Below are 23,913 nucleotides of genomic sequence, written 5' to 3' on the forward strand. Positions count from 1 at the left end.
CAGCAACCGTGGCGTGTGGTCGGGCGCCAGCAGGCGGCCGCCGAGCGCGGCGGCGAGCGCCAGCGCGAGCAGGCTGCCGGCGAACGCCAGCGCCGACACCCACGGCCAGGCCAGGCCGGCCGCCATGCCAAGCAGCGCGAGCAGGCCGGCGCCGCCGGACACGCCGAGCAGGTAGGGTTCGGCCAGCGGGTTGCGGAACAGCGTCTGCATCAGTGCGCCCGCCAGTGCCAGCAGGCCGCCGCAGGCGAACGCTGCCGCCACGCGCGGGCCGCGCAGTTCGGCGAGGATCTGCATGGCCAACGCGTGATCGGCCGGCAGCGAGCCGGCCATCAGGCCGAGCGCGATGGCGAGCGGCGCGGCCAGCCCGAGCAGCAGCAGTCTGGTGGTGGGGGTCAGGGTTTAGCCGCCTCGGGCAGCACGCTGACGCGCTGCATCACGATGGGCTCAACGGGGACATCGCCATGCGGGCCGCGATTGCCGCGCGGCACCGCGACGATGGCGTCGATCACGTCCATGCCGTCGACCACCTGGCCGAACACGGCGTAGCCCCAGCCCTGGGGCGTTTTTCCGCGATGGTCGAGAAAGGCGTTGTCCGCCACGTTGATGAAGAACTGCGAGCTGGCCGAATGCGGGTCGCCGGTGCGCGCCATCGCCAGGGTGCCGCGCAGGTTTTTCAGGCCGTTGTCGGCCTCGTTCTGGATCGGCGCGTTCTTGGGCTTTTCTGCCATGTCCGCCGTCATGCCGCCGGTCTGGATCATGAAGTTGGGGATGACGCGATGGAACACCAGGCCGTCGTAAAACCCGGTCTTCACGTAGTTGAGGAAGTTGCCGGCCGATTGCGGCGCCTGACTTGGGAACACTTCTACCGTGATGTTGCCCTTGCTGGTTTCGATCAGCACGCGCGGGTTGGCCGGCTGGCTGGCGGCAGGGGCGGTGGAGACGGTCTGCGTGGTGGGTTCGCTGGCGCCGCAGCCGGAGATGCCGAGCATCAGCGTGCCGAGAAAGAAGGTGGAGAGAAACAGGGACAGGCGGGTCATCGGAAAGGCTCCTGGCAAAAGGTGGGGGGATTCTACCGGCGAGCGCGCGGCGGCATAAAAGATTCGAACAGCTGTGCCGCATTGTCGTGCAGCAGATTGTCTTTCAGCGGCTGCGGCAAGGGGTCGACCCAACTGCGGATTTGCGCCACCACGGTTTCATACTGCTGCCAGCGGTTGACGCTGAAGGTGTCGACGGCGACCACGAAGCGCTCGGGATGGCGCTCGAACAGTGCGCGCCATTCTGGCAGAAGGTGTCCGTCCGGGGCGATGCGTTCGTCACGCACCGAGGTGTCGATCCACAGTCCCGGAAAACGTGCCAGCATCGCGGCCAGCAAATCGGGCTGCGGTTCTGTGCCGAGATGCGCCCACAGCACCCGCACCTCGGGCGCGACGGCAAACGCCCGCTCGACCACTGCGGCATTACCGTGAATCATCACGACCAGCTTGCGTGCAGTGGCCAGCCGCAGCAGTTGCTCGAATACCGGCTGACGCGCGTCACGGGCAAAAAGATGCAGCTCGCCGATGCCTGCCCACTCGCCCTCTTCCAACTGCGCAGCGACCCGCGTCGGCAGGCCGGTGTCATGCACCCAGTGGGCTTTATTCAGATCCGAGCCATACACCCCGAGCAGGGGAATCACCCGGTCGGGCGCGTATTGATACAGGCGCTGCGCCAGTTGCGGCGGCGAGCTCGTCAGCACCAGCCGGCGCACCCCTGCGGCATCGAGTTTGGCCAGCATGGCAGCGGGTGACAATGCGGCCGCATCGGGCGCGGCGTAGTGCGCGTGGGCGTCGATCATCGCGGGCAGGGGATTCGCGACAGTGCCAGCGGCGGACAATCCGCCGAGCACGGCAAGCAGGAAGAGGATGGGCGGCCTCATGGGGACAGGGCGGCGTCGATTGCCGCGCGCACCGTGTCCAGTGGCTGGCAGCCGTTGCTGACCGTCTGCAGCCGGGTGTCTTGCTGAAGGATCAGCGCGGGGAAGCCGCGCACGCCGGCCTGGCGCGCCTGCCGGAAATGCGCCTGGGTGTTGGCGCGGGCGGCGTCGCTGTCGAACGCCTGCAGAAACGCGGTGGCATCGACGCCGAGTTCCACCGCCAGATCGGCGAGCACGCCGGACTGGGTGACGTCGCGCCCTGCGGCATAAAAAGCGCTTTGGATCGACTTGAACAGCGGGAAGATCAGCGTGGGATCGAGCCCGCCCACCGTCACCACCGCGCGGCTGGCGGGCTCGGTGTCGTACACGAAGCCTGGCGGAAGCGCATTGTCGAAACGGAAGGGCTGGCCGGTGCGGGCGTGCACCTGATGCCAGTGATGCAGGATGTCCTCGCGCCCGGCTGCCGTCAGCGGCGAGGTTTCGTGCCGCAGGCCGCCCAGCACCAGCGCGATTTTCGTGCGCTCATGGTATTCGTCGCGCAGTGTCTCGATCACCGGCGAAAAACCCCAGCACCACGAACACATCGGGTCGGCGAAATACCAGAGGAGGGGCGCGCTCATGGGAAAACCGGCCGTGACGCGATGGGTAGGCAATTCATCCGCATACGCGATCGGGTTTCAGACCTTGGGCACGTCGTCCCGCTTGGGCGGGTTGTCGTCGTCCATGATGACACTGTGCGCCGGGCCTTCGAGATCGTCGAACTGGCCGCTTCTGGCCGCCCACAGCATGACCCAGGCGATGACGCCGACGAGGACGAGGCTGAGGGGAATCAGCAGAATAAGGATGTCCATTTCAGAGGCTTGCCTCTTGCGACTTGAGTCTTGAATCTTGCGCCTTGAGGCTGCTGCCATCGGCGGGTTGTTTGAAGTCGGACAGCCGCAGCGCGTTCAGCACCACCAGCAACGAACTGGCCGACATGCCGATGCCGGCCATCCACGGCGTGACAAAGCCGAGCGCGGCGGCAGGGATGGCGATGAGGTTGTAGCCGAGCGCCCAGCCCAGATTCTGGCGGATGATCTTCTGCGTTTTGCGGGCGAGCGCAACGCCCTCGGCCAGGGTGCCCAGCCGGCTGCCGAGCATCACCATGTCGGCGGCGGCCTGCGCGACGTCGGCGCCTTCGCCCATGGCGATCGACACCTGGGCACCGGCCAGCACCGGGGCGTCGTTGATGCCGTCGCCCACCATGGCGACGATGCGGCCCTGCTGCTGCAGCGCCTTGACGTAGGCGAGCTTGTCTTCCGGCAGCGCGCCGGCGTGCCACTCGGCGATGCCGAGCTGCTGTGCCACCGCCTTCACCGCAGGCTCGGCGTCACCCGACAGCAGGTGCAGGCGCACGCCCAGTTCTTGCAATGCGATGAGCGCGGCGGGGGCGTCCGCGCGCAGCGTGTCGGCCAGCGCGAACCAGGCGATGGTTTCGCCGCCTTGCGCCAGCGCTACCCAGCTCGCGTGCCCGTTTTCTGGGTGCTCGCCGCCATCGGATTCCGGCGGCGTCTCGCCGGCGGCGGCGTAGCGCGGTGAACCCAGGCGATAGGTCCGGCCGTCGATCGAGCCTTCGACGCCGCGTCCCGGGGTGTTGCGAAGGTCGCTGGCGCTGAGGCTTGCCGAGCCGGCTTCGCGCAGTGCGCGCGCAATGGGATGTTCGGAACCGGCTTCGAGCGCGGCGGCGATCCGGCTCACCTCATCCGCGCTGCGGCCGCCCAGCGGCAGCACGCGGCGCACGGACAGGCGGCCGTGGGTGAGCGTGCCGGTCTTGTCGAACACCAGGTCGGTGGCGCGCGCCAAGGTTTCCAGCGCGTGGCCGCGCGTGGTCAAGAGGCCCAGCCGCGTCAGCCGGCCGGTGCCGGTGGTCAGCGCGGCGGGGGTGGCCAGCCCCAGCGCGCAGGGGCAGGTAACGACCAGGATCGACACCACGATCCACAAGGTGCGGGAAGGCTCGATGAAGTACCACGCCAGTCCGACGAAGAACGTGATCACCAGCAGCAGGCCGACGAACCAGGCGGCGGCGCGATCCGCCAGCTGGCCGATGCGCGGCTTTTCGCTTTGCGCACGGTCGAGCAGGCGCACAATGGAGGCGAGGCGCGTGTCGGCGCCGAGCTTGTCGACCCGCACCACCAACGGGCTGGCCTGGTTGAGGCTGCCGCCGACCACTTTCGAGTGCACGCTTTTCGACACCGGCAGCGATTCGCCGGTCAGCAGCGCCTCGCTCACCGCGCTGTCGCCTTCGATCACTTCGCCGTCGGCCGGCAGCGTCTCGCCCGGGCGCACCAGCACGTGGTCGCCCACCGCCAGCCTTGCCACCGGCACCTGCTCCTCGTCGCGCGCCGGCCAGTGGGGCAGCCGCGTGGTGGCAGCGGGGATGAGCTTCACCAGTTCCTCTACCGCGGCGCCGGCGCGGCGGCGCGCGTTCATTTCGAGAAAGCGGCCGGTGAGCAGCAGGAAGACGAACATGGTGACCGAGTCGTAATACACCTCGCCGTGGCCGGAAAAGGTGCTGTAGACGCTGGCGACGAAGGCGGTGCCCACGCCCAGCGCGACCGGTACGTCCATCCCCAGCATGCGCCGCTTGAAATCGCGCCAGGCGCCGATGAAGAAAGGCCATGCCGAATACCCCACCACCGGGATGGTGAGGATGAGGCTCGCCCAGCTCATCAGCAGCCGGATGTCGTCGGTCATGTCGGTCGCGGTGTAGGCGGGCAGCGCGTACATCATCACCTGCATCATGCCGAGGCCGGCGATCGCCAGCCGCTTGATCGCGGTGTTGCGCTCGCGCCGGTGAATGTCGTCGGAGCGGCCGGGGTCGAACGGATGGGCGATGTAGCCGATGTCGGAGACGGCCTTGAGGATGGCGGAGAGCTGGATGCGGCTGTTGTCCCAGCGCACCCGCGCGCGCCGGGTGGCGTAGTTGATCTCGACCGACAGCACGCCGGGCAGGCCGGCGATGTGGCGCTCGTTGAGCCAGATGCACGCGGCGCAGACGATGTTCTCCAGGATCAGCGCGGCCTCGCGGATGTGCTCCGCTTCTATGCGGACGAAGCTTTCCTGGATTTCAGGCAGGTCATAGAGGCCCATCTGCGCCAGTTCGGCCTCGGCCTGCTGGGGCGTCGCGGGCAAGGCGGTGCGGTGGGTGTAGTAGGCGCCCTGGCCGCTGTCGATGATGGTCTGCGCCACTGCCTGGCAGCCGCGGCAGCACGTCTGTTTGGTTTCGGCTTCGAACTGGATCGGGTAGTGGGCGCCGTCCGGCACCGGCAGGCCGCAGTGAAAGCAGCCCGAAAAAGACGGGGCGTCCGTGAGCCCAGGAGAGTCGCTCATGAATCGCCCCGCAGAAAAACGCGGCAACGCAGGCCCGGGAGAGAGGTCGGGCCGGTTGCCAGCGTCAGGAACAGCTTGTTGTCAGAAACGGAACCCGTAACCGATGCCCCAGACCACGGGGTCGATATCCAGCGTGGTGAGCTTGACGCCACCGGACTTGACGTCGGTGTCGATCCAGATTTTCTTGACGTCGAGGTTGATATAGCCATTTTTGGTGACAGCGATGTCCACGCCTGCCTGCAAGGCGCCGCCGAAGCTGTTTTTGTCGATGCTGAGACCGGGAGCGAGATCGACATTATAGAAGCGGGTGTAGTTCACGCCCGCGCCAACATAAGGTTTGATCGTGGGTGTGGGTTGGAAGTGGTACTGCAGCGTCAGGGTGGGTGGCAGGTGGTTCAGCTTGCCGAGGCTGGCGCCGCCCAGGGTGACTTCATGGCGGGCGGTACCCAGAATCAGTTCCACGCCGATGTTGGGCGTGACGAAATAGGTGAAATCGACTTCCGGCACCCATTCGTTCGACACGTCGAGCCCGGCCAGTGTGGGCGAAGTGGAAACGTCCGGCACGATATCGATGGCGCGCACACGCATCATCCAGTTCTCAGCCAGGGCAGTGGCGGGAAGGGCGGCAATCAATGCCAGGGCAAGCAGGTTTTTTTTCATGTCCGGGTCTCTCTTTAAGTAAAATCAAGATAAGAATATCTTAATTCTATTTTTGTATCGAGCGCAACTGAATTCGAATCCGTTACCATGACGGCATGAGCGAACGTCTCCAAAACGCCACATTCTTCCCCCCGGTCGAGACCGCGCTCGCCGACCCCAACGGTCTGCTGGCAATGGGCGGCGACCTGTCGGTGGAGCGCCTGCTCGACGCCTACCGCCACGGCATTTTCCCCTGGTTCAACCCCGGCGAACCGATCCTGTGGTGGAGCCCGGACCCGCGCATGGTGCTGGTGCCGGACCAGATCCGCGTCAGCCGCTCGCTCGCCAAGCGCATCCGCAATGGCGGCTTCGAGTTGCGCATGGACACCGCGTTCGCCGAGGTGATGCGTGCCTGCGCCGGCCCGCGTGAAGACGCGATCGGCACCTGGATTTCGCCAGCGATGGTCGCCGCCTACACTTGCCTACACCAGCTCGGTTACGCGCATTCGGTCGAAACCTGGCGCGACGGCAAACTGGTTGGCGGCCTCTACGGCGTGGCGATCGGCCGCATGTTTTACGGCGAATCGATGTTCAGCCGCGAATCCGACGCCTCCAAGGTCGCGCTGGTGAGGCTGGCTCAGCAGTTGCAGCGCTGGGACTTCGGCCTCATCGATTGCCAGATGGAAACGTCGCACCTCGCCAGCCTGGGCGCGCGCACGATGCCGCGCGCGGCATTCATCGCGCGGCTGGCGGAGTTGGTAAAATTGCCCCATCACCCCGGGCCGTGGACGTTTAACCCCTAATGCACCCGACTGAACCCCCTTTCCAGCGCATCCAGTTCTACCTGACCGCGCAATACGACTGCAGCTATCTGCCGGGGCGGCAGGCGCGCTCGCAGGTCGCCACCCCCACCCACCTGATTGATGGCGATGCCTACAGCGCGCTGATCCGCGCCGGATTCCGCCGCAGCGGGCAGTTCACCTATCGCCCGCACTGCGAGCAATGCCACGCCTGCGTGCCGGTGCGGGTCGAAGTGGCCGATTTTGTTCCCAACCGCACCCAGCGCCGCTGCTTCAAGCGCAATCAGCACCTCAGCGCCCGCTTTTTGCCGCTCGATTTCAAGGAAGAACACTACGCGCTGTACCGCAACTATCTCGGCAGCCGCCATGCCGGCGGCGGCATGGACCGCGACGGCCCTGACCAGTACACACAGTTCCTGTTGTCGTCCAACGTCGACAGCGTGATGGTCGAATTCCGTGACGGCGACACGCTGATGATGGTGTCGGTGGTCGACCAGGTCGACGATGGCCTCTCTGCTGTCTACACCTTCTTCGACCCCGAGCGCGACCGTGACAGCCTCGGCGTCTACGGCGTGCTGTGGCAGATCGAACTGGCAAAACGGCTGGAACTGCCCTATCTCTATCTCGGCTACTGGATCGCTGAAAGCCGCAAGATGGCGTACAAGAAACAGTACCCGCCGCTGGAAGGGCTGGTCGACGGCCGCTGGCAGCTGATGGAGCCTGCATCGACCGACGGTGCCTGATGGGTTAGCGCCCCGCTTCGATTTTTGAAGCGGTTCACGATATGACCCAACGCGCGGCAAAAAAATGGCCCGTAGCACGCGAGCCGTCGTGTCACCAAGTTGCTCAGTGGCGGATGCCCGGTGCGTTCACTTTCTCTCCCTGATTGAGGGCTGCCAGGGCGAGTTCAATGTCGCCGTATTCAACAGCATCAGGCGGAAGTTCGTTGGCACGGATGGCGACGTTGCACCATTGGAAACGTTTGCGCAAATCCCAGATTTCGCTGCGACTGGTGCGAAAAGTGGGGAAGTGGGCAATCTGTCCCTTGGTTCCGGTCAGCCACTGGCCGCGGACCCACTTGTTGGCGCCCAGGCTGTGGCAGTCCATGCAGGCAAAGTTGAGTTGCCCGATTTTTCGCGTCATCAAGGCGTTGCCGCGCTTGATCGCGGCGGCCGCGTCCTTCGACGTGGTATCGACCTTGATCGGGGTGCCGTTGGCGAGGTGTCGCAGATAAATGGACAGGTCGATATTGTCCATGCTTTGCATCAACAGGTTATCCCTCGTTGTGCTGCGTGCGTGGCGCGTGATGAACTCCTCGACACCGATGACTTTCTTCAGACGCGCTTCATATCGGGGCATGGTGGCGGCCCAGGTCTTGAAGCTTTTTTCCGGCGCGGCATGGCACGAAGCGCAGGATTTGCCGCGGGCACCGACACGCGAATAAATCAACCGGGCGCGCTCCACTGCAGCCATGCCGTCGTTCACAAAGGGGTCCAGGTTGTCACGGGTTTCGACTGGAACGGGGCGCGTGGCAGGGTTTTCCAGCTCATCCTTGAACGTGTGGGGTTCCTTAAGGGTTTTCAGGAACGCCACGATGTCATGGATCTCTTGTACGTTGAAGAGCTTGTGGGTTCCCCAGGGCGGCATCATGGAATTCGGGTTGACCTTGCGCGGGTCGTAGACATAATCGAACAGCCACTGGTCGGTTCGTCCCCAGGTGCCGACCGTGGACAAGTCGGGGCCGATATTGCCGGGCAGCGCGGGGGTGGTCTTGCCCATGATGTGACACGCCACGCAACTGCCGCCTCGCCCCCGATCGTAAGCCAGTTTCTCGCCGTTTTTGGGGTCGCCGGTAATCGGGCCATCCAGTTTCGGCGGCGGGGCATAGACTGGCGATGCGATATTGGCCAGCGTGTTGTAATCTTTCCAGTCGGTGACAGGCCAACCGCTGTAGCGTGACCAGGGTCTGGCGGACGCCGGCTGCTCCAGTTCCATCGGCACGGCTGCCGGCGCGGCTTTCTTCTGCTGGGCATCGCTGTCGAGCGGAAACGCGACAAACGCCATCGCCCCGAGCAGGGTGGATAATGAAAGGCGCGCGGCCTTGGCGGGCGGGAAGGCTGAATTCTCCATTTGAGATTCCTCCTGGGCGACGATTGAATGCGAATTCGGATAAAACGTGCCTGCGTGGCAAATCTAAATATAGACAACTTTCCGGAAGATGAACTACCCGAATTCCAATACGAGAGGGTCGCTTCAAGGCGTGTTTCTGACCGCTGTATGCATGCTGCTTTCAGGCTGCGCCCTGACCGTCAGCCATCCCAGGGCGCTGCATCCGCTTGAAAACTTTGTCCCCCTCCCGGCCGATTCGCGTGTCCAGGTCGAGCCCGGTTACGAGGCGTATGGCGAGCGCGTGGCGGCGGCGCTGCCGGATGCCATCGCCGCGGTCGAGGCGGCGCATTACCTGCCATTTGCCCATGCGCCGCGCGTGCATGTGTGCGGCAGCGACGACTGCTTCAGGCGCTATGTGCTGACCCCAAAACTCTCGGCTGCGGTGGTGCCGGACAACCGCCTGATCCTGTCGCCCAATCTCGACGGCCGCGAAAAGCACCGGCTGTCTGCGCTGCTGACGCACGAACTCGCGCACCTGCATCTGGGCCAGCGCATCGGCCACTATCACAGCACCCTGCCGATCTGGTTCCACGAAGGCTGGGCTTCGCTGACAGCCGACGGCGGCGGCGCCGACTACGCGACCGATGCCCAGGCCTACGCGGCCATCCGCGCCGGCCGCCGGGTCAATCTCGGCGCGCGCGACACCCCCGACAAACGCCACCGCGCGGGCGCATCCCAGCTCAATATCTTCGAGTTCTACCGTCAGTCCATGCTGCTGGTCGGCTGGCTGCGTGCGCAGGACGAATCGCGCTTCAAGGCGCTTGTGCTCGCCGTGCAGGACAACACAGACTTTGAAATTGCCTTCTGGAATGTTTACGGCCAGGGGCACGCCACCCGGCTCGCGGGGTTTTTCGACGGCGTTCAGAGCGACCCCATATTCAACGATAATCAGACGGTCCAGGCCGCGCCCGCAAAACCCTAACCCCAACTCGCCATGAAACCCTACCTCGACCTGATGCGCCACGTGCTCGAGCACGGCACGAAAAAAGACGACCGCACCGGCACCGGCACCCTGTCGGTATTCGGCTGGCAGATGCGCTACAACCTCGCCGAAGGCTTCCCGCTCGTCACCACCAAGAAATGCCACCTGCGTTCCATCCTCCACGAACTGTTGTGGTTCCTGCAGGGCGACACCAACATCAAATACCTGAAGGAAAACGGCGTCTCGATCTGGGACGAATGGGCTGACGAAAACGGCAACCTCGGCCCGGTCTACGGCCACCAGTGGCGCAACTGGCCGAAGCCCGACGGCGGCACCATCGACCAGATCAGCGAAGTGGTGAACACGCTCAAGACCAACCCCGATTCGCGCCGCATCATCGTCTCGGCGTGGAACGTCGCCGACCTCGACAAAATGGCGCTGGCGCCGTGCCACGCCTTCTTCCAGTTCTACGTCGCCGACGGCAAGCTGAGTTGCCAGCTGTATCAGCGCAGCGCCGACATCTTCCTCGGCGTGCCGTTCAACATCGCCTCCTACGCGCTGCTCACATTGATGATGGCGCAGGTCACCGGACTCAAGCCGGGCGATTTCGTCCACACCCTGGGCGATGCCCACCTGTATCTGAATCACCTCGACCAGGCGCGCGAACAACTGAGCCGCGACCCGCGCCCGCTGCCGACGATGACGCTGAATCCCGAGGTAAAAGACATCTTCGCGTTCCGCTTCGAGGACTTCAGCTTGAGCGGCTACGACCCGCACCCGGCGATCAAGGCGCCGGTCGCCGTATGAGCAAACCCTTTAACCACGAAGGCACAAAGATATGTCCCGCAGGGACGGTATCCCTTGGGATACAAAGGAAAAAACCTGTCCCGTTTTTATTGGTGCCTTTGTGTCTTTGTGGTGAGATGTTTTATGACCCCAGCTAAGCACCCCCGCATCAGCGTCATCGCCGCGCTCGCCAAGAACCGCGTCATCGGCATCGAAAACCGCCTGCCGTGGCGGCTGCCGGAAGACCTCGCCCACTTCAAGGCACTCACCCTCGGCCACCCCATCCTCATGGGTCGCAAAACCTTCGAATCGCTCGGTCGCCCGCTGCCCGGGCGCACCAACATCGTCATCACCCGCAACCCAGACTACTGCAAGGATGGTTGTCTGGTCGCCGCTTCCATTTCCGCCGCGCTCGCGCTGTGCAAGGACGCCGACGAAGTCTTCTTCATCGGCGGCGCCGACCTCTACGCCCAGGCCATCCCGCTCGCCGATCGTCTATACCTGACCGAAGTGGATATCGAAGCCGAGGGTGACGCCTGGTTCCCCGACTACGACCGCAGCGTGTTCAGGGAAGTCTCGCGCGATTCGCACACTGGCGAGAAAGGCGATGTGTTGGGGTTTGATTTTGTGGTGTATGGAAGAAGGTCGCGGTGAATTTCGCGAGGGGTGTTGGGCTTGGCAGCCCAACTTATGATGCGGCCCCTCATGCCACGTTAGGTGTTCAAAAGGGAGCAAATGGAACTCTTTTCAAAACAAGATCCCGCAGTCCGGCAGAGCCTCAACGGCCATGTAAATCAGCCCGCGTAGGTTGGGCTGAATGAAATGAAGCCCAACACAACCCCCGCATGACATGCACTATCGGCGAGCGCTGATTCCGGGCAGCACTTATTTCTTCACTGTTGCGCTTGCGGACCGTAAAAGCGCATTGCTGATCGATCAGGCAGACCGGTTGCGCGAAGCCATCCGCGTCGTCAAACTCCGTCACCCGTTCGAGATTGTGGCCATGGTGGTGCTGCCGGATCATCTTCATGCGGTCTGGCGGTTGCCGCCCGGGGACGCGGACTATCCGACGCGCTGGTCGCTGATCAAGGCGGGCTTCTCGCGCAGCATTCAATCAAAAGGATGAGCGCATTCGCCCGAGCCGCACCGCGAAACGGGAGCGCGGTATCTGGCAACGCCGCTATTGGGAGCATCTGATACGGGATGATGAGGATTTGCAGGCGCACGTTGATTACATTCATCACAATCTGGTCAAGCATGGTTATGTGACGCAGGCATCGGCGTGGCAGCATTCGAGTATCCACCGTTATATTCGAATGGGGTGGATGAAGGAAGACTGGGGTGTTGGGATCGAGGTGAGCGGGGGGTATGGCGAGTGAGACGGGAGGCGTTGGGCTTGTCAGCCCAACCTACGAGTTTGATGAGGGGTTAAAGGAACGCATTATGGATCTGAAAGACAGCAACGCAACTTTGCAACGGAGTGCAGCATGAGCGGTTTGCCTAAATGCCCCCAGTGCGGTTCGGAATACGCTTACGAAGACGGCACCATGTATGTGTGCCCGGAATGCGCGCATGAATGGGCCAAGGATGCGCCGGCGGGCGCGGATGACGCACGTGTCGTGCGCGATGCCAACGGCAATGTTCTGCAGGACGGCGATACGGTCACGGTGATCAAGGACCTGAAGGTCAAAGGCTCGTCATCAGTCGTCAAGGTGGGAACCAAGGTGAAGAATATCCGCATCGTCGAAGGCGATCATGACATCGACTGCAAGGTCGATGGCATTGGCGCCATGCAGTTGAAATCGGAATTTGTCAGGAAGGCGTAATGGATGGCGCCGCCGGACCGCTATCGGTCCGGCAAACAAAAACGGGGCCGTGGCCCCGTTTTTGTTTGCCCCCTCAACTGCAATCAGCTCAGTACTTCGGCCCAGATGTTCTTGGCCCAGGACGCGTTGTAGGAAAAGTTGAGTTCGTCGCCCTTGCCGGTGGCGCCGCCTTCGGGCTGGTTGACGTAGCCTTTGCCAGCCTCGAAGCGGTACACGTTGGCGACATAGCCGGAGGTGGTGCCGGAGGTGGCCGAGTAGCAGGTGTTGGCGACGACCGGGATGGGGTCGGGCTGACGGCCTGCCAGCAGTTCGACGATGGCGGCGGCGCAGACCTTGGCCATGTTGGTGGCCATGTGCCCGGACTTCGGCAGGCTGGACAGCACCGAGTCGCCGATGATGTGGACGTTGGGCACAGTGGTCGACTCGAACGTGGCGAAGTTCACCGTGCACCAGTTGCCGGCGCTGTCGTTGCGTGCGCCGGCCAGGGCGCAGAGTTCGCCCGCGCGCTGTTTGGGAACGACGTTCAACACGTCGCCCTTGACCGCGTCGAACTCGGTGGTGACGGTCATCGTGCCGCCGTCCACTGCGAGCGGGGCGTTGTTGGGTCGGTAATCGATCATGCCTGGATAGAAGGTGTTCCAGGCATCCATGAACAGAGCTTTCTTGGAGGCGATGTCGGGGTTGCCGTCGAGCAGGGTGATCTTGGACCTGGGCTTGGCCTGCTTGAAGTAGTGGGCGACCATGCAGGCGCGCTCGTAGGGGCCGGGCGGGCAGCGGTAGGGCGCGGTCGGCACCGACATGACGAAGGTGCCGCCGTCGGGCATGGCTTCGAGCTGCTTGCGCAGTTGCGCGGTCTGTGCGCCGGCTTTCCAGGCGTGGACGACCTTGCCGGCGGCTTCGGCTTCCTTGAAGCCTTTCACCGTGTCGGTGAGGATTTCGATGCCGGGGGCGAGCACCAGGCGGTCGTAGCCGATGCTGGCACCGCCGCGGGTCTTGATGGTGCGCTTGGCGGGGTCGATGGCGACGACGGTGTCCTTCACCATCTTGATGCCGTGCCTAGGCAGCTTGTCGTAGCCGTGGGTGATGTCATCCATGCTGCGCAGGCCGCCGATCACCCAGTTGGAAATCGGGCAGGAGACGAACTTGTCGTTCGGCTCGATCAGGGTGACGTCGATGTTGGGCCCCCACTGGCGCAGGTATTTGGCGCAGGTGGCGCCGCCGAAGCCGGCACCAACCACGACGACGCGGGCACGGGCTGCCGAGGCGCCGGGCTGGGTGGCGCAGCCGGTGAGCGCTGCCGCTGCACCTGCGCCGGAAATTTTCAGAAAACCGCGACGATTCAGAGTCATGTTATCGGTCTCCTAGAGGGGATTACTTCAGGCTGGCGAAATAGGCAGCCATGGCCTCGATTTCGGCGTCGGTGTAGCCGGCTGCGTGGCGTTTCATGATGGTCGCGGCGCGGGTGCCGGCCTTGAAGTCCTTCATGGACTTCACGAAGTAATCCTTGTCCAGTCCGGCCAGGCTGGGGATAGTGCCCAGGCTCTTGCCGCCGGGGCCGTGGCAGGACATGCAGGTGGATGAGATCGATTTAGTATGGATATCCGCAGCGCCGGCGATGCCGGAAAGCGCGAGGCCGACGAAGCCGGCAAGCGCCAGGGTGGTTTTCTTGTACATAGACTCCATCCATGGAATTGAGGGACAGAAACGGGGGGGATGCCCCGGAAGCCTCTAAACTAGCCCGCCTTGGAGGCTGGTAGTTTATATATACTATGCTTGGGTAGTGGGAAAAGCTTGCCAACAAGCAGGCGCTTATATCGCTTATATAGCGCGGTTATCCAGCGTGCTGAATGGGTATTTCTTTAAGACTAGTATATTGACACAATAATTACGAGACATAATGTCGAGCCATTTTCTTGTCTGCGTCCTGCCGGGTGAACGACCATGCGATGCCTCGCTGGTCGGCATTCCTGCGCTGCTGCCAGGCATCGACCTCGGCAACGAGTACGGCGCGGTTGGGCAAGCGCCGATTCAGGCACTGGCGATCCAGAATGCCGATTTCGATTTCCGCCATGTTGAGCCAACTGGCGTGTTTCGGGGTGTAGTGAAAGACGACCCGGCGCAGAAGTGCTTGCGCCTCCTTGACGCCGAGCACTTCCTCGAAGCACTTGCGGAAATGGGTATTGAGGTTGTCCATGACCAGATGGACGCGACGCGCCGTGGCATAGACCTGTTCGAGCAGATACCGGACGAAGGCCACGAAGTCGGGCTTGGCGCGGCGGTCGGTAACCAAGACCGTTCGCCGCCCGCCCTTGGACTCCACTGCCACGAACAGATTGCAGGTGCCGGCGCGCACATATTCGTAATCTTGCCGGACAGGGGTTCCCGGATGGATCGGCAAAGGCGCGCGGGAGTCCCCAAGCAGTTGTTTGCTTTTCTCGTCCAGGCAAACGACAGGCTCTCCCGGCCTGAACGGACGGGCATAGAGATCGAGCAGATCGTACATCCGTTGCCGATATTCCTTCGTCATTCTGCCGATGCACCACATCAGTTTGCGCCACGGCTTGAGGCAGTTTTTTTTAGCAGCCGACGGACGGTTTCGCGGCTGATCGAGTCAATCCCCGGCTGTGCTCGCGCGGCTTGCTCCAGCAATGCAATCGTCCAGCGCCGGGCACCCGCTGGAGGCGTCGAGCAAGCCAGGGCGGAGATTTGCGCTTCGACATCGGTGTCGTACTGCCGGGGCTTGCCCGGGCGCGCAGCATCGCGCAGTGCGTATTCCGCACCGCCCTCCAAGTATGCGGATCGCGTCCGCCAGACAAGCATCCGCCCAACGCCGAGAACCGCCATGATCTGGGCCTCCGGAATGCCGCGATCAAGCGCGGAAAGAACATGCGCCCGATTGACCTCTCGTGCGTGGTGCAAACCCTTGGTCCGGTACGACTCAATCAACTCGCGTTCCTCATCGGTAAGATGCAATTCGGTCTGTCGCATGGCCAACTCCTCAGCTCTGGATGGATATGCAACAGCATAATACATGTATCGTTATTTATGTGTTCTTATACTAGACTATTTAGCGCCGCGCCAGGTTCAGGGCCAGATTTTTGCTGGTCTGGCGCGCCTGTTCGTCGGCGTCGCGATCCCAGGTTTCGCTGACCCAGCCGCCCAGATTGTCCAGCGCGATTTGCCCCAGCGCGGCGATCCATTGCGGATGTTCGTTGAGCGCGGGGATGTAATGAAATTCCTTGCCGCCTGTCGCAAGAAAACCGGCGCGGCCTTCCATCGCCAGTTCTTCCAGGGTTTCCAGGCAGTCGGCGGTGAAGCCGGGCGCGACCACGTCGACGCGGCCCACGCCCTCGCGGCCGAGCGCTTCCAGCGTCTTGTCGGTGTAGGGCTGTAGCCATTCGGCGCGGCCGAAGCGCGACTGGAAGGTGAGGCGGAACTGGCCGGGTTCGAGGCCGAGCGCCTCGCTCAGCAGACGCCCGGTCTTCTGGCATTCGCAGTGGTAGGGGTCGCCCTTGTCGAGCGTGTAGCGCGGCACGCCGTGAAAGCTCATCAAGAGCACATCGGGGCGGCCGTGCATCTGCCAGTAGTCGCGGATGTTGGCAGTCAGCGCGTGGATGTAGGCGGGGTGGTCGTGGTAGTGCTTGAGTGTGCGCAGTGCCGGCTGGTTGCGCGTTTTCAACAGCCAGGCATAGGCGGCATCGAACGCGGTGGCGGTGCTGGAGGCGGCGTACTGCGGGTAGGACGGCAGGATCAGGATGCGGTCACAGCCGGCGGCCTTCATGCGCGCCAGCGTGGCGGACACCGACGGCTTGCCGTAGCGCATGGCATATTCGACCATCAAGGGGCTGGCGACTTTCTCGCCGAGCCAGCCTTTCAACAGCTTGGCCTGTTTCTCGGTGTGGACTCTTAATGGCGAGCCGTCGGTGGTCCAGATCGCGGCGTATTTCGCGGCGGATTTTTTCGGCCGGGTGTTGAGGATGATGCCGTTGAGGATCAGCCACCACACCGCGCGCGGGATTTCCACCACCCGCGGGTCGGACAGGAATTCCTTCAGGTAGGGCCGCAGTGCCTTGGCGGTGGGCGCCTCGGGCGTGCCGAGGTTGACCAGCAGGATGCCGGTTTTGGACTGCTGGCCGTGGCTGTAATCGGGTTCTTTTAAGTATTTCATTAGTGGTGGGACAGCGCGCTCGATAAAAGTTTGGCGGTGATGTCAACAATCGGCACCACGCGTTCGTAGGCCATGCGGGTGGGTCCGACGACGCCGAGGGTGCCGACCACCTGACCGTTGACCGAATAGGGCGCGCTAACCAAGCTGCATTCGTCGAATGGCAGCATGTCGGATTCGCCGCCGATGAAAATTTGCACGCCGGTGGCATTGCGCGAGCGGTCGAGCAGTTGCAGCAGTCCGGTTTTCTGCTCGAAGGCGTCGAACAGACGGCGCAGGCTGCCCATGTTGCTGGAGAGCTCCTGCACGTCGAGCAGCTTACGGCTGCCCGACACCACCACGCTTTCCTGGCTACCGTCGAGCGCCTTGCTGCCGGCGTCGACCGCGGCGGCCATCAGCTGGGTGATGTCGTCGCGCATGCGGCCGAGTTCGTCGCGCAGCTTGCCGCGCACCTGGTCGAAGCTGTGGCCGGCAAAATTCTTGTTGAAAAAGTTGGCGGCCTCGGTCAGCGCGGAGGCGCTGTAGGGCTGGTCGGTGAGGATGACGCGGTTTTCGACCTCGCCTTCCAGCGTGACGATGATGAGCAGGATGCGCTTGTCCGACAGGCTGAGGAATTCGATCTGGCGAAACGCCGGATTGCGGCGCGGCGTCATCACCAGCCCGGTAAACTGGCTGAGGTCGGACAGCAGAGTCGACGCCGCAGTCATCAGCCGCGCCGGGTCGGATGGCGTCAGGCTGCTTTCGAGTTGGCTGACCGCGCTCTGCTCCAACGGGCGCACCGTCAGCAGCGTGTCGACAAAAAAACGGTAGCCGAGCGTCGTCGGCACCCGTCCGGCCGAGGTGTGCGGGCTGGTGACAAAGCCGATTTCCTCGAGGTCGGACATGATGTTGCGGATGCTGGCGGGCGACAGATCCAGCCCGGCGTGCTTCGACAGGGTGCGCGATCCCACCGGTTCGCCGTCGGCGATGTAGCGTTCCACCAGGGCTTTCAGCAGGATTCGGGCGCGGTCGTTGAGCATGTCTGGATTATATAGGGGTCAGGGGGCGCATTGGTTTGATCAAAAAACGCGCAGCACATTCCCTGAATCCCGAATCCTGGCCCCTGACCCCTTTATAATCGTCCCTCATGCAAACCCCTTTCCACACCATCGGCCTCGTTGGCAAATACGATAACCAGGACATGGAAGCATCCGTGCGCGCGCTGGGGGAGTTTCTGCGCGCGCGCGGGCATGCGGTGCTGCTTGCCAGCCAGACTGCGGAGCATCTCGGGATCGAGGATTTTCCCCGGCGCGCCCTGCACGATCTGGCGACCGAAAGCGATGCCGTCGTGGTGCTGGGCGGCGACGGCACCATGCTGTCGATCGCGCGCGAACTGGCGCCCCACGGGGTGCCGCTGATCGGGATCAACCAGGGGCGGCTGGGCTTTCTCACCGACATCATGGTCGATGACATGTTCGACGCCGTCGCCGAAATCCTCAGCGGCCAGTACGTGGCGGAAGAACGCATCCTGCTGAACGGGCAGGTCCGCCGTGGCGGCGAGTGTGTGTTCGAGGCCACCGCGTTCAACGATGTGGTGGTGGGCAAGGGCGGTTCGGGGCGCGTGATCGATCTGGAAATCGCCATCAACAGCGAGTTCGTCTACAGTCAGCGGGCCGACGGCCTGGTGGTCACCAGCCCCACCGGCACCACGGCGTATGCGCTGTCGGCTGGCGGCCCCATCGTGCATCCGACGCTGGAAGCCGTTGCGCTGGTGCCGATCTGCCCGCACACCCTGTCGGCGCGCCCCATCGTGGTCAGCAGCCATTCGCGCATCGAACTGCACCTGACCTATGCCGACGACGCGCGCGTGCATTTCGATGGCCAGCATCATTTCGACCTGATGAGCGGCGACCATGTGTGGATCACCCGCGCCAGCCGCACGGTTACCCTGCTGCATCCGCATTCCTACAGTTACTACGATACCCTGCGGCAGAAGCTGCACTGGGGCAAAAAGCTTTGAAGCGGGAAATCGAAAACCCTTCACCACAGAGATATGTCCCGCAGGGACGGTATCCCTTGGGACACAGAGGCACAGAGAAATCCCCTGTGCAGCGTTTTTCCTTGCCTGCCAATGGGGCTCGACCGGCGCGATCACAATTTGATGTTTCTCCTCTGTGCCTCTGTGCCTCTGTGGTTAAACGGTTTTTTCCAGGTTGAGCAGTTCATGCTCGTTCATCTGTCCATCCGCAATTACCTGCTGGTCGAATCGGTCGAGCTCGATTTCGCGCCGGGGCTCACCGTGCTCACCGGCGAGACCGGCGCCGGCAAGTCGATTCTGATCGACGCGCTGGCGCTGGCGCTGGGCGACCGTGCCGAGGGCGGCGTGGTGCGCCAGGGTGCGCCGCGCGCCGAGATCGCCGCCGAATTCATGATCGACGGCCTGCCGCAACTTGCGGCCTGGCTTGAAGAAGCCGGCTTCGCGTCGGACGACGGCGCGCTGATCCTGCGCCGCGTGATCGACGCCGGCGGCCGTTCGCGCGCCTTCATTAACGGCAGCGCCGCGCCGCTGGCGCAGCTGAAGGATGCCGCCGAATTCCTGCTCGACATCCACGGCCAGCATGCGCATCACGCGCTGCTGCGCCCGCAGACCCAGCGCGAAGTGCTCGATGCCTATGCCGGCGCGCAGCAGTCGGCCGCCGCGGTTAGCGCTGCCTGGTATGCCTGGCAGGTGGCGCGGGCGCAGCGCCAGGACGCCGAATCCCACAGCCAGGCGCGGCAGATCGAACGCGAGGGTCTGAATCTGGCGGTGGAGGAATTGCGCGCGCTCGGCGACGACCTCGCGCGCTGGGACGAAATCCAGATCGAACATGCGCGGCTGGCGCACGTCACCACCCTGCTCGAAGGCAGCCATGCGCTGATTCACGGGCTGGACGAGGGCGAGGCGGCGGTGTTCGGCCGGCTCGGCGAGATGAGCGCGCGGCTCGACGCCATGCAGGCGGTGGACGACAGCTTGAGCGAAGTTTCCACCCTGCTGAATTCGGCCAGCGCCGATCTGGCCGAAGCGGTGCATGCACTACGCCGCTATGCGGGCAACCTGAACCTCGACCCCGAGCGCCTCGGCGAACTCGACCGCAGCTTGAGCGACATGCACCGGATGGCGCGCAAGCACCGGGTGCAGCCGGACGCGCTGGCCGCGTTGCTGCAGCAGTTCGAGACACGGCTGGGCGAACTCGCCGCTAGCGACGACCTCGACGCGCTGCAGGCACATGAAGCCGCCGCCTGGACGCAATATCAGGCCGCCGCCAAACAGCTCAGCGCGCTGCGCCGCAAGGCTGCGACGGCGCTGTCGAAGCAGGTGACGGTGGCGATGCACGAACTCGCGCTGGCCGGCGGCAAGCTCGACATCCAGTTGCAGCCGGTGAGCGAGCCGCGCACGCACGGCCTGGAAGACGTGGGCTTTCTCGTCGCCAGCCATCCCGGTCTGGCGCCGGGGCCGCTTGGAAAGGTGGCCTCGGGCGGCGAGCTGTCGCGCATCAGCCTGGCGATCCAGACCGCGCTGTCCGGCGTGGCCGGGGTGCCGACGCTGATTTTCGACGAGGTCGATGTCGGCATCGGCGGCAGCGTGGCCGAGGCGGTCGGACGGCGCCTGGCGAAGCTGGGGGAAACCCGCCAGGTGCTGGTCATTACCCACCTGCCGCAGGTGGCCGCGCGCGGCACCCAGCACTTGCGGGTCGCCAAGCAGGCCAGCGGTGGCTTCGTGTCGTCCAACATCGAATCACTCGATGCGGACGCGCGGGTGGAAGAGCTCGCGCGCATGCTGGGCGGGCTCAAAATCACCGACACGACGCGCCAGCACGCCGCAGAAATGCTCGCCGGGTGAGCGTCCTGCCCGGGCTGTACCTGCAAGGCGTACGCCGCCAGACACTGCGGAAGGGTCGCTGCGCAGCAGCGGGGAACCCTCCGGCGTACCCCTTGCGGGTGCTGCGCCAAGACCGCCTGCAGGGCGAGTGTCTGGCGGCGTACCCCTTGCGGGTGCTCGCCCTTCGGGCGGTCTTGGCGCTGTGCCTGCTGTTCGCGCTGGCTGCCGCAGCCGGCGCAGCCCCGGTCGCGGGCGTCGTCTTCGTGGTGATCGACGGCGATACCGTACTGTTCAAACCGGACCACTCTTCCCCCGGATCGCGCGCCTTCCTGAAACTCCGCCTGGCCGACATCGACGCGCCGGAACAGGATCAGCCGCATGGCAAGGCTGCCACGCGTGCGCTATCGGCGCTGCTGCTGAATCAGCGGGTTGAGGCCGACACGGTTGCCATCGACACCTACGGCCGCACGATCGCGCGCATTCGGGTGGGGGCGGTTCGGGTCAACCAGGAAATGGTGCGGCGCGGCCTTGCCTGGGCGTCGACACGCGGTGGAGATCACCATGACCTGTTGGCGTTGCAGCGCGAGGCGCGGCGTCAACGGATCGGGCTGTGGCAGGATGCCGCGCCGACGCCGCCGTGGGCGTGGCGGCGCGCACAGTCTGAGCCCGCTTCTTAGCCAGCCGCTTCGCGCGGCGTGCCGTCCGGCAGCGCGATGTGGCATTCGCGGAAAACCCGGACCCTGCAGGTGCGGCAGATCTCGCTGTCCAGCCGCGGGTAGATCGCCTGGATGGCGTCGCCCTTGCGGCGGAAAATCTGTTCCTCGCCGATGGTGTCGACCTGGCCGCTGCGGCGCAGCATCTCGCACAGGTCCGGCTGCACCCCCACCAGATACAGGCCGCCACCCAGCTTGCGCCGCCGTGCGGCCTCCTTGGCCAGCAGCTCGGCGCCGGCCAGGTCGATGAAGCCGATCGCGCGCGAGGTCAGCAGCAGGTGCTTTTTCTGCGGGTCGGATTCGTCGACGTTGCGGAAATGCTTCTGCACGTGCTCGACCGCGCCGAAGAAGATCGATCCTTCCACGCGCAGCATGGTCAGCTGCGGGCAGCCCGGCGTATCAATGTCGGCCGGCACGAACTTGCGGCGCGGGTTGTCGCGGTTGACGTGGGACGGCACCAGTTCACGGATCGACGGCTGCGAAGTGCGATACAGATAGAACATCAGCGACACCAGAATGCCGAGAAAAATGCCTTTTTCCAGGTCGACCAGGGTGCCGATGAAGGTGAGCGCGAGCACGATGCGCTCGCGCTTGTGGCGCTTGATGATTTCGCCGATGTGGTGGAAGTCGATCAGGCTCCACGCCACGATGAACAGGATCGCCGCCATCGACGGCACCGGCAGGTAGGCCGCGAGCGGCGCAACCAGCAGCACGATCAGGAGCAGGAACACCGCCGACATTGCGGCGGCCAGCGGCGTCCTGGCGCCCGAGGCGTAATTCACCCCGCTGCGGTTGAACGAGCCGCTGGCGGCGTAGCCGGAGAAAAAGCTGCCGGCGATATTGGACAAGCCCTGGCCGACGAATTCCTGGTTGCTGTCGATGCGCTGGTCGGACTTGGTGGCGACCGAACGCGCAATCGCCACCGCCTCGGTCAGCGCCAGGATCGCGATGATGGTGGCCGGAAACAGGGTTTGTTTGATTGCGGTGAGCGAGAAATCCGGCAGCGACAACGGCGGGAATGACGCCACCAGCGCGCCGACGGTGCGGATGTTGGTCGCATCGCTGCCGAATTGAGCGTTGAGGATCGCCGCCACGACGCCACCCACCACCATGGCAACGATCATGTACGGCAGCTTCTGCAGATAGCGTTTCGCCAGCACGCCCGACACCAGGGTGACCACGCCGACCGCCAGCACCCAGGGCTGGATGTCCGGGATATGCGAGCCGAACTGGATCAGCACCTCGTGGAAATGCGCGCCGCGCGGCATGTCGAGGCCGAAGAAATTCTTGATCTGGCTGGCCGCGATGAGAATCGCCGCGCCGGCAGTGAAGCCGATGATGACGCTGTGCGAGATGAAATTGACCAGCATGCCCAGCCGCGCCAGGCCCATCGCCAGCTGGATCAGGCCGGCGAGCAGCGTCAGCGTGAGCACCAGGCCGATGAATTGCGGGCTGCCGGGTTCGGCCAGCGGGCTGATCGAGGCAAACACCACGATCGAGATCGCGGTCGTCGGCCCCGACACCAGATGCCAGCTCGACCCCCACAGCGCCGCGACGATGGCGGGTACCATCGCCGCATACAGGCCGTACTCCGGCGGCAGTCCGGCGATGGTGGCAAACGCCACCGCCTGCGGCAGCACGATGAGCGCGCCGGTGAACGCGGCGATCGTGTCGGCCTTGAAGGCCTGCGGGGTGACGTTGGGCAACCAGCGCAAAAAGGGAAACAGGCGGTAGAGCCAGAGCGGGCAGGCCTTGAGATCGATCATGTAAAGTCCAGAAGCATATTAGTGAATAATACTATAACTCGTTGGTATAAAAGGATTTTTACATGGGGGTGCGTTCGTCAATTGGGTCGTCAGGCTTTATAATTGGCCCCAAACCCTGCATTAGACAGGGTCTGACGACAACACAACCAGAGAGAGCGAGGAAGATGAAAACCATCACGATGACGCTGTGCGCGTCCGTGCTGATGGCGTTGGCCGTGCCGGTACAGGCAGCGGGCGACCCGAAGGCCGGACAACTCAAAACTTCGATGTGTGCAGGCTGCCACGGCATTCCCGGCTGGCGCACCGCCTATCCCACTGTATACAGCGTTCCCAAGCTGGGCGGACAGCACGCCGAATACATGGTGGCCGCGCTCAAAGCCTACAAGAGCGGCGAGCGTAGCCATCCCAGCATGGTGGGCATTGCGGGCAGCCTGTCCGAGCAGGACATGGAAGACCTCGCGGCGTACTACGCGTCGTCCTACACCGGCCCTGCCAACTAACCACCGAGGATAACACCATGAAAAAAACATTGTTCATCCTCGCTGCGGTCGCGCTGGGTGCTTCACTGCCGGTTCACGCCAAGGGCAATTATGAAGCGGGCAAGGCCAAGTCGACCACCTGCGCCGCCTGTCACGGCGCGGACGGCAACAGCACCGTGCCCTCTTTTCCCAAGCTGGCGGGTCAGAACCGCGATTATCTTTTTCACTCACTCAAGGACTACAAGTCGGGCAAGCGCAACAACCCGATCATGGCTGGCCAGGTGCAAACCCTGTCCGATGCCGACATGCTTGATCTGGCGCTTTACTTCTCCAAACAGAAAGGCCTGTATCTGAAGTATTGAATTGAGGGTGCGGGAAGAAAACGGGTGCGGCTGAACAGGCGGCGCCCGTTTTTTATTGGGTCTCTTGAACTGGGAGTGGGGGGATGCCTGATTAACGGGTGGCGGCCATCAGTGATGGAATCCGATATAAGCGGCGGTTTTCGACCCTGAAGGGCCGTTCGGCCATC

27 protein-coding genes are annotated in these 23,913 nt (G+C 63.8%); 12 read left to right on the forward strand and 15 right to left on the reverse strand.

Annotated features, from left to right (window positions below; all coding sequences use genetic code 11):
* From ABW22_RS02450 to ABW22_RS02480, 7 genes are all read right to left on the reverse strand, one after another.
* Positions 1–396, reverse strand: a 396-nt coding sequence (locus ABW22_RS02450) for an iron chelate uptake ABC transporter family permease subunit (RefSeq protein WP_269083890.1), incomplete at its 3' end; no start/stop codon positions are given.
* Positions 393–1,037 (reverse strand): peptidylprolyl isomerase, encoded by a 645-nt coding sequence (locus tag ABW22_RS02455; RefSeq protein ID WP_059751657.1) that lies wholly within the window; start codon positions 1,035–1,037, stop codon positions 393–395. The genes ABW22_RS02455 and ABW22_RS02450, both read right to left, overlap by 4 nt.
* 32 nt (positions 1,038–1,069) lie before the next feature.
* Complete coding sequence (locus ABW22_RS02460) at positions 1,070–1,915, reverse strand: amidohydrolase family protein (RefSeq protein ID WP_059751659.1); 846 nt, start codon at positions 1,913–1,915, stop codon at positions 1,070–1,072.
* Positions 1,912–2,532, reverse strand: coding sequence for a DsbA family protein (locus tag ABW22_RS02465; protein WP_059751661.1), 621 nt, complete (start codon positions 2,530–2,532; stop codon positions 1,912–1,914). The genes ABW22_RS02460 and ABW22_RS02465 overlap by 4 nt, the downstream gene beginning before the upstream one ends.
* A 57-nt stretch (positions 2,533–2,589) precedes the next feature.
* Entirely contained in the window at positions 2,590–2,763 is a 174-nt protein-coding gene (gene ccoS / locus ABW22_RS02470) for a cbb3-type cytochrome oxidase assembly protein CcoS (protein ID WP_059751663.1), read from the reverse strand.
* Between the two features lies 1 nt (position 2,764).
* Positions 2,765–5,281, reverse strand: a complete 2,517-nt coding sequence (locus ABW22_RS02475) for a heavy metal translocating P-type ATPase (RefSeq protein ID WP_059751665.1) — start codon at positions 5,279–5,281, stop codon at positions 2,765–2,767.
* A gap of 81 nt (positions 5,282–5,362) precedes the next feature.
* A complete protein-coding gene (locus ABW22_RS02480; RefSeq protein ID WP_059751667.1) occupies positions 5,363–5,941 on the reverse strand; it encodes an OmpW/AlkL family protein in 579 nt (192 codons plus the stop codon).
* Positions 5,942–6,036: 95 nt separating this feature from the next.
* Between ABW22_RS02480 and aat the strand changes: the two genes are divergently transcribed.
* Positions 6,037–6,723 carry a leucyl/phenylalanyl-tRNA--protein transferase gene (aat, locus tag ABW22_RS02485; RefSeq protein WP_059751668.1) on the forward strand — a complete coding sequence of 229 codons (687 nt, stop codon included), beginning with the start codon at positions 6,037–6,039 and terminating at the stop codon, positions 6,721–6,723.
* Positions 6,723–7,463, forward strand: coding sequence for an arginyltransferase (locus ABW22_RS02490; protein WP_059751670.1), 741 nt, complete (start codon positions 6,723–6,725; stop codon positions 7,461–7,463). The genes aat and ABW22_RS02490 overlap by 1 nt, the downstream gene beginning before the upstream one ends.
* Positions 7,464–7,566: 103 nt before the next feature.
* On the opposite strand, the gene soxA is transcribed toward ABW22_RS02490, so the two are convergent.
* Positions 7,567–8,850: a sulfur oxidation c-type cytochrome SoxA gene (gene soxA, locus ABW22_RS02495; protein ID WP_082708441.1), complete on the reverse strand. Its 1,284-nt coding sequence runs from the start codon at positions 8,848–8,850 to the stop codon at positions 7,567–7,569.
* Positions 8,851–9,001: 151 nt separating this feature from the next.
* On the opposite strand from soxA, the gene ABW22_RS02500 reads away from it, so the two are divergent.
* From ABW22_RS02500 to ABW22_RS02520, 5 genes are all read left to right on the forward strand, one after another.
* Entirely contained in the window at positions 9,002–9,811 is an 810-nt protein-coding gene (locus ABW22_RS02500) for a hypothetical protein (RefSeq protein ID WP_059751672.1), read from the forward strand.
* 12 nt (positions 9,812–9,823) lie between these two features.
* On the forward strand, positions 9,824–10,618 hold the full coding sequence (locus tag ABW22_RS02505) for a thymidylate synthase (protein ID WP_059751673.1): 795 nt from the start codon (positions 9,824–9,826) through the stop codon (positions 10,616–10,618).
* A 123-nt stretch (positions 10,619–10,741) separates the two neighbouring features.
* Positions 10,742–11,251 (forward strand): dihydrofolate reductase, encoded by a 510-nt coding sequence (locus ABW22_RS02510; protein ID WP_059751675.1) that lies wholly within the window; start codon positions 10,742–10,744, stop codon positions 11,249–11,251.
* Between the two features lie 196 nt (positions 11,252–11,447).
* Positions 11,448–11,723 (forward strand): REP-associated tyrosine transposase, encoded by a 276-nt coding sequence (locus ABW22_RS17910; protein ID WP_237763201.1) that lies wholly within the window; start codon positions 11,448–11,450, stop codon positions 11,721–11,723.
* 361 nt (positions 11,724–12,084) lie between these two features.
* Positions 12,085–12,423 carry a zinc ribbon domain-containing protein YjdM gene (locus ABW22_RS02520; protein ID WP_059751677.1) on the forward strand — a complete coding sequence of 113 codons (339 nt, stop codon included), beginning with the start codon at positions 12,085–12,087 and terminating at the stop codon, positions 12,421–12,423.
* 83 nt (positions 12,424–12,506) lie between these two features.
* On the opposite strand, the gene ABW22_RS02525 is transcribed toward ABW22_RS02520, so the two are convergent.
* The 6 genes from ABW22_RS02525 to hrcA form a co-directional block, all read right to left on the reverse strand.
* Positions 12,507–13,772 carry an FAD-dependent oxidoreductase gene (locus ABW22_RS02525; RefSeq protein WP_059751678.1) on the reverse strand — a complete coding sequence of 422 codons (1,266 nt, stop codon included), beginning with the start codon at positions 13,770–13,772 and terminating at the stop codon, positions 12,507–12,509.
* 22 nt (positions 13,773–13,794) lie between these two features.
* Complete coding sequence (locus ABW22_RS02530; RefSeq protein ID WP_059751680.1) at positions 13,795–14,097, reverse strand: c-type cytochrome; 303 nt, start codon at positions 14,095–14,097, stop codon at positions 13,795–13,797.
* A 211-nt stretch (positions 14,098–14,308) separates the two neighbouring features.
* Positions 14,309–14,968 carry an IS630 family transposase gene (locus ABW22_RS02535; RefSeq protein WP_059751682.1) on the reverse strand — a complete coding sequence of 220 codons (660 nt, stop codon included), beginning with the start codon at positions 14,966–14,968 and terminating at the stop codon, positions 14,309–14,311.
* Positions 14,968–15,411 (reverse strand): helix-turn-helix domain-containing protein, encoded by a 444-nt coding sequence (locus ABW22_RS02540; protein ID WP_059751782.1) that lies wholly within the window; start codon positions 15,409–15,411, stop codon positions 14,968–14,970. The genes ABW22_RS02535 and ABW22_RS02540 overlap by 1 nt, the downstream gene beginning before the upstream one ends.
* Before the next feature lie 79 nt (positions 15,412–15,490).
* A complete protein-coding gene (hemH, locus tag ABW22_RS02545) occupies positions 15,491–16,591 on the reverse strand; it encodes a ferrochelatase (protein ID WP_059751683.1) in 1,101 nt (366 codons plus the stop codon).
* Positions 16,591–17,607 (reverse strand): heat-inducible transcriptional repressor HrcA, encoded by a 1,017-nt coding sequence (gene hrcA / locus ABW22_RS02550; RefSeq protein ID WP_059751685.1) that lies wholly within the window; start codon positions 17,605–17,607, stop codon positions 16,591–16,593. The genes hemH and hrcA overlap by 1 nt, the downstream gene beginning before the upstream one ends.
* A gap of 107 nt (positions 17,608–17,714) precedes the next feature.
* Between hrcA and ABW22_RS02555 the strand changes: the two genes are divergently transcribed.
* From ABW22_RS02555 to ABW22_RS02565, 3 genes are all read left to right on the forward strand, one after another.
* Entirely contained in the window at positions 17,715–18,587 is an 873-nt protein-coding gene (locus tag ABW22_RS02555; protein ID WP_059751687.1) for an NAD kinase, read from the forward strand.
* A gap of 204 nt (positions 18,588–18,791) precedes the next feature.
* The gene (gene recN, locus ABW22_RS02560; protein WP_059751784.1) at positions 18,792–20,447 is read left to right on the forward strand and encodes a DNA repair protein RecN; all 1,656 of its coding nucleotides are present in this window, start codon (positions 18,792–18,794) and stop codon (positions 20,445–20,447) included.
* Between the two features lie 98 nt (positions 20,448–20,545).
* On the forward strand, positions 20,546–21,103 hold the full coding sequence (locus ABW22_RS02565) for a thermonuclease family protein (RefSeq protein WP_237763205.1): 558 nt from the start codon (positions 20,546–20,548) through the stop codon (positions 21,101–21,103).
* Here the strand turns inward: ABW22_RS02565 and ABW22_RS02570 are convergent.
* Positions 21,100–22,905 (reverse strand): SulP family inorganic anion transporter, encoded by a 1,806-nt coding sequence (locus ABW22_RS02570; RefSeq protein WP_059751689.1) that lies wholly within the window; start codon positions 22,903–22,905, stop codon positions 21,100–21,102. The genes ABW22_RS02565 and ABW22_RS02570 overlap by 4 nt on opposite strands.
* A 164-nt stretch (positions 22,906–23,069) precedes the next feature.
* Here ABW22_RS02570 and ABW22_RS02575 point away from each other — a divergent pair, with 164 nt between their 5' ends.
* Positions 23,070–23,405, forward strand: coding sequence for a c-type cytochrome (locus ABW22_RS02575; RefSeq protein WP_059751690.1), 336 nt, complete (start codon positions 23,070–23,072; stop codon positions 23,403–23,405).
* A gap of 17 nt (positions 23,406–23,422) precedes the next feature.
* Positions 23,423–23,746 (forward strand): c-type cytochrome, encoded by a 324-nt coding sequence (locus ABW22_RS02580; protein WP_059751692.1) that lies wholly within the window; start codon positions 23,423–23,425, stop codon positions 23,744–23,746.
* Positions 23,747–23,913: the final 167 nt, after the last annotated feature.

It is taken from the genome of Thiobacillus denitrificans (assembly GCF_001530125.1).
Lineage (GTDB): Bacteria > Pseudomonadota > Gammaproteobacteria > Burkholderiales > Thiobacillaceae > Thiobacillus > Thiobacillus denitrificans_C.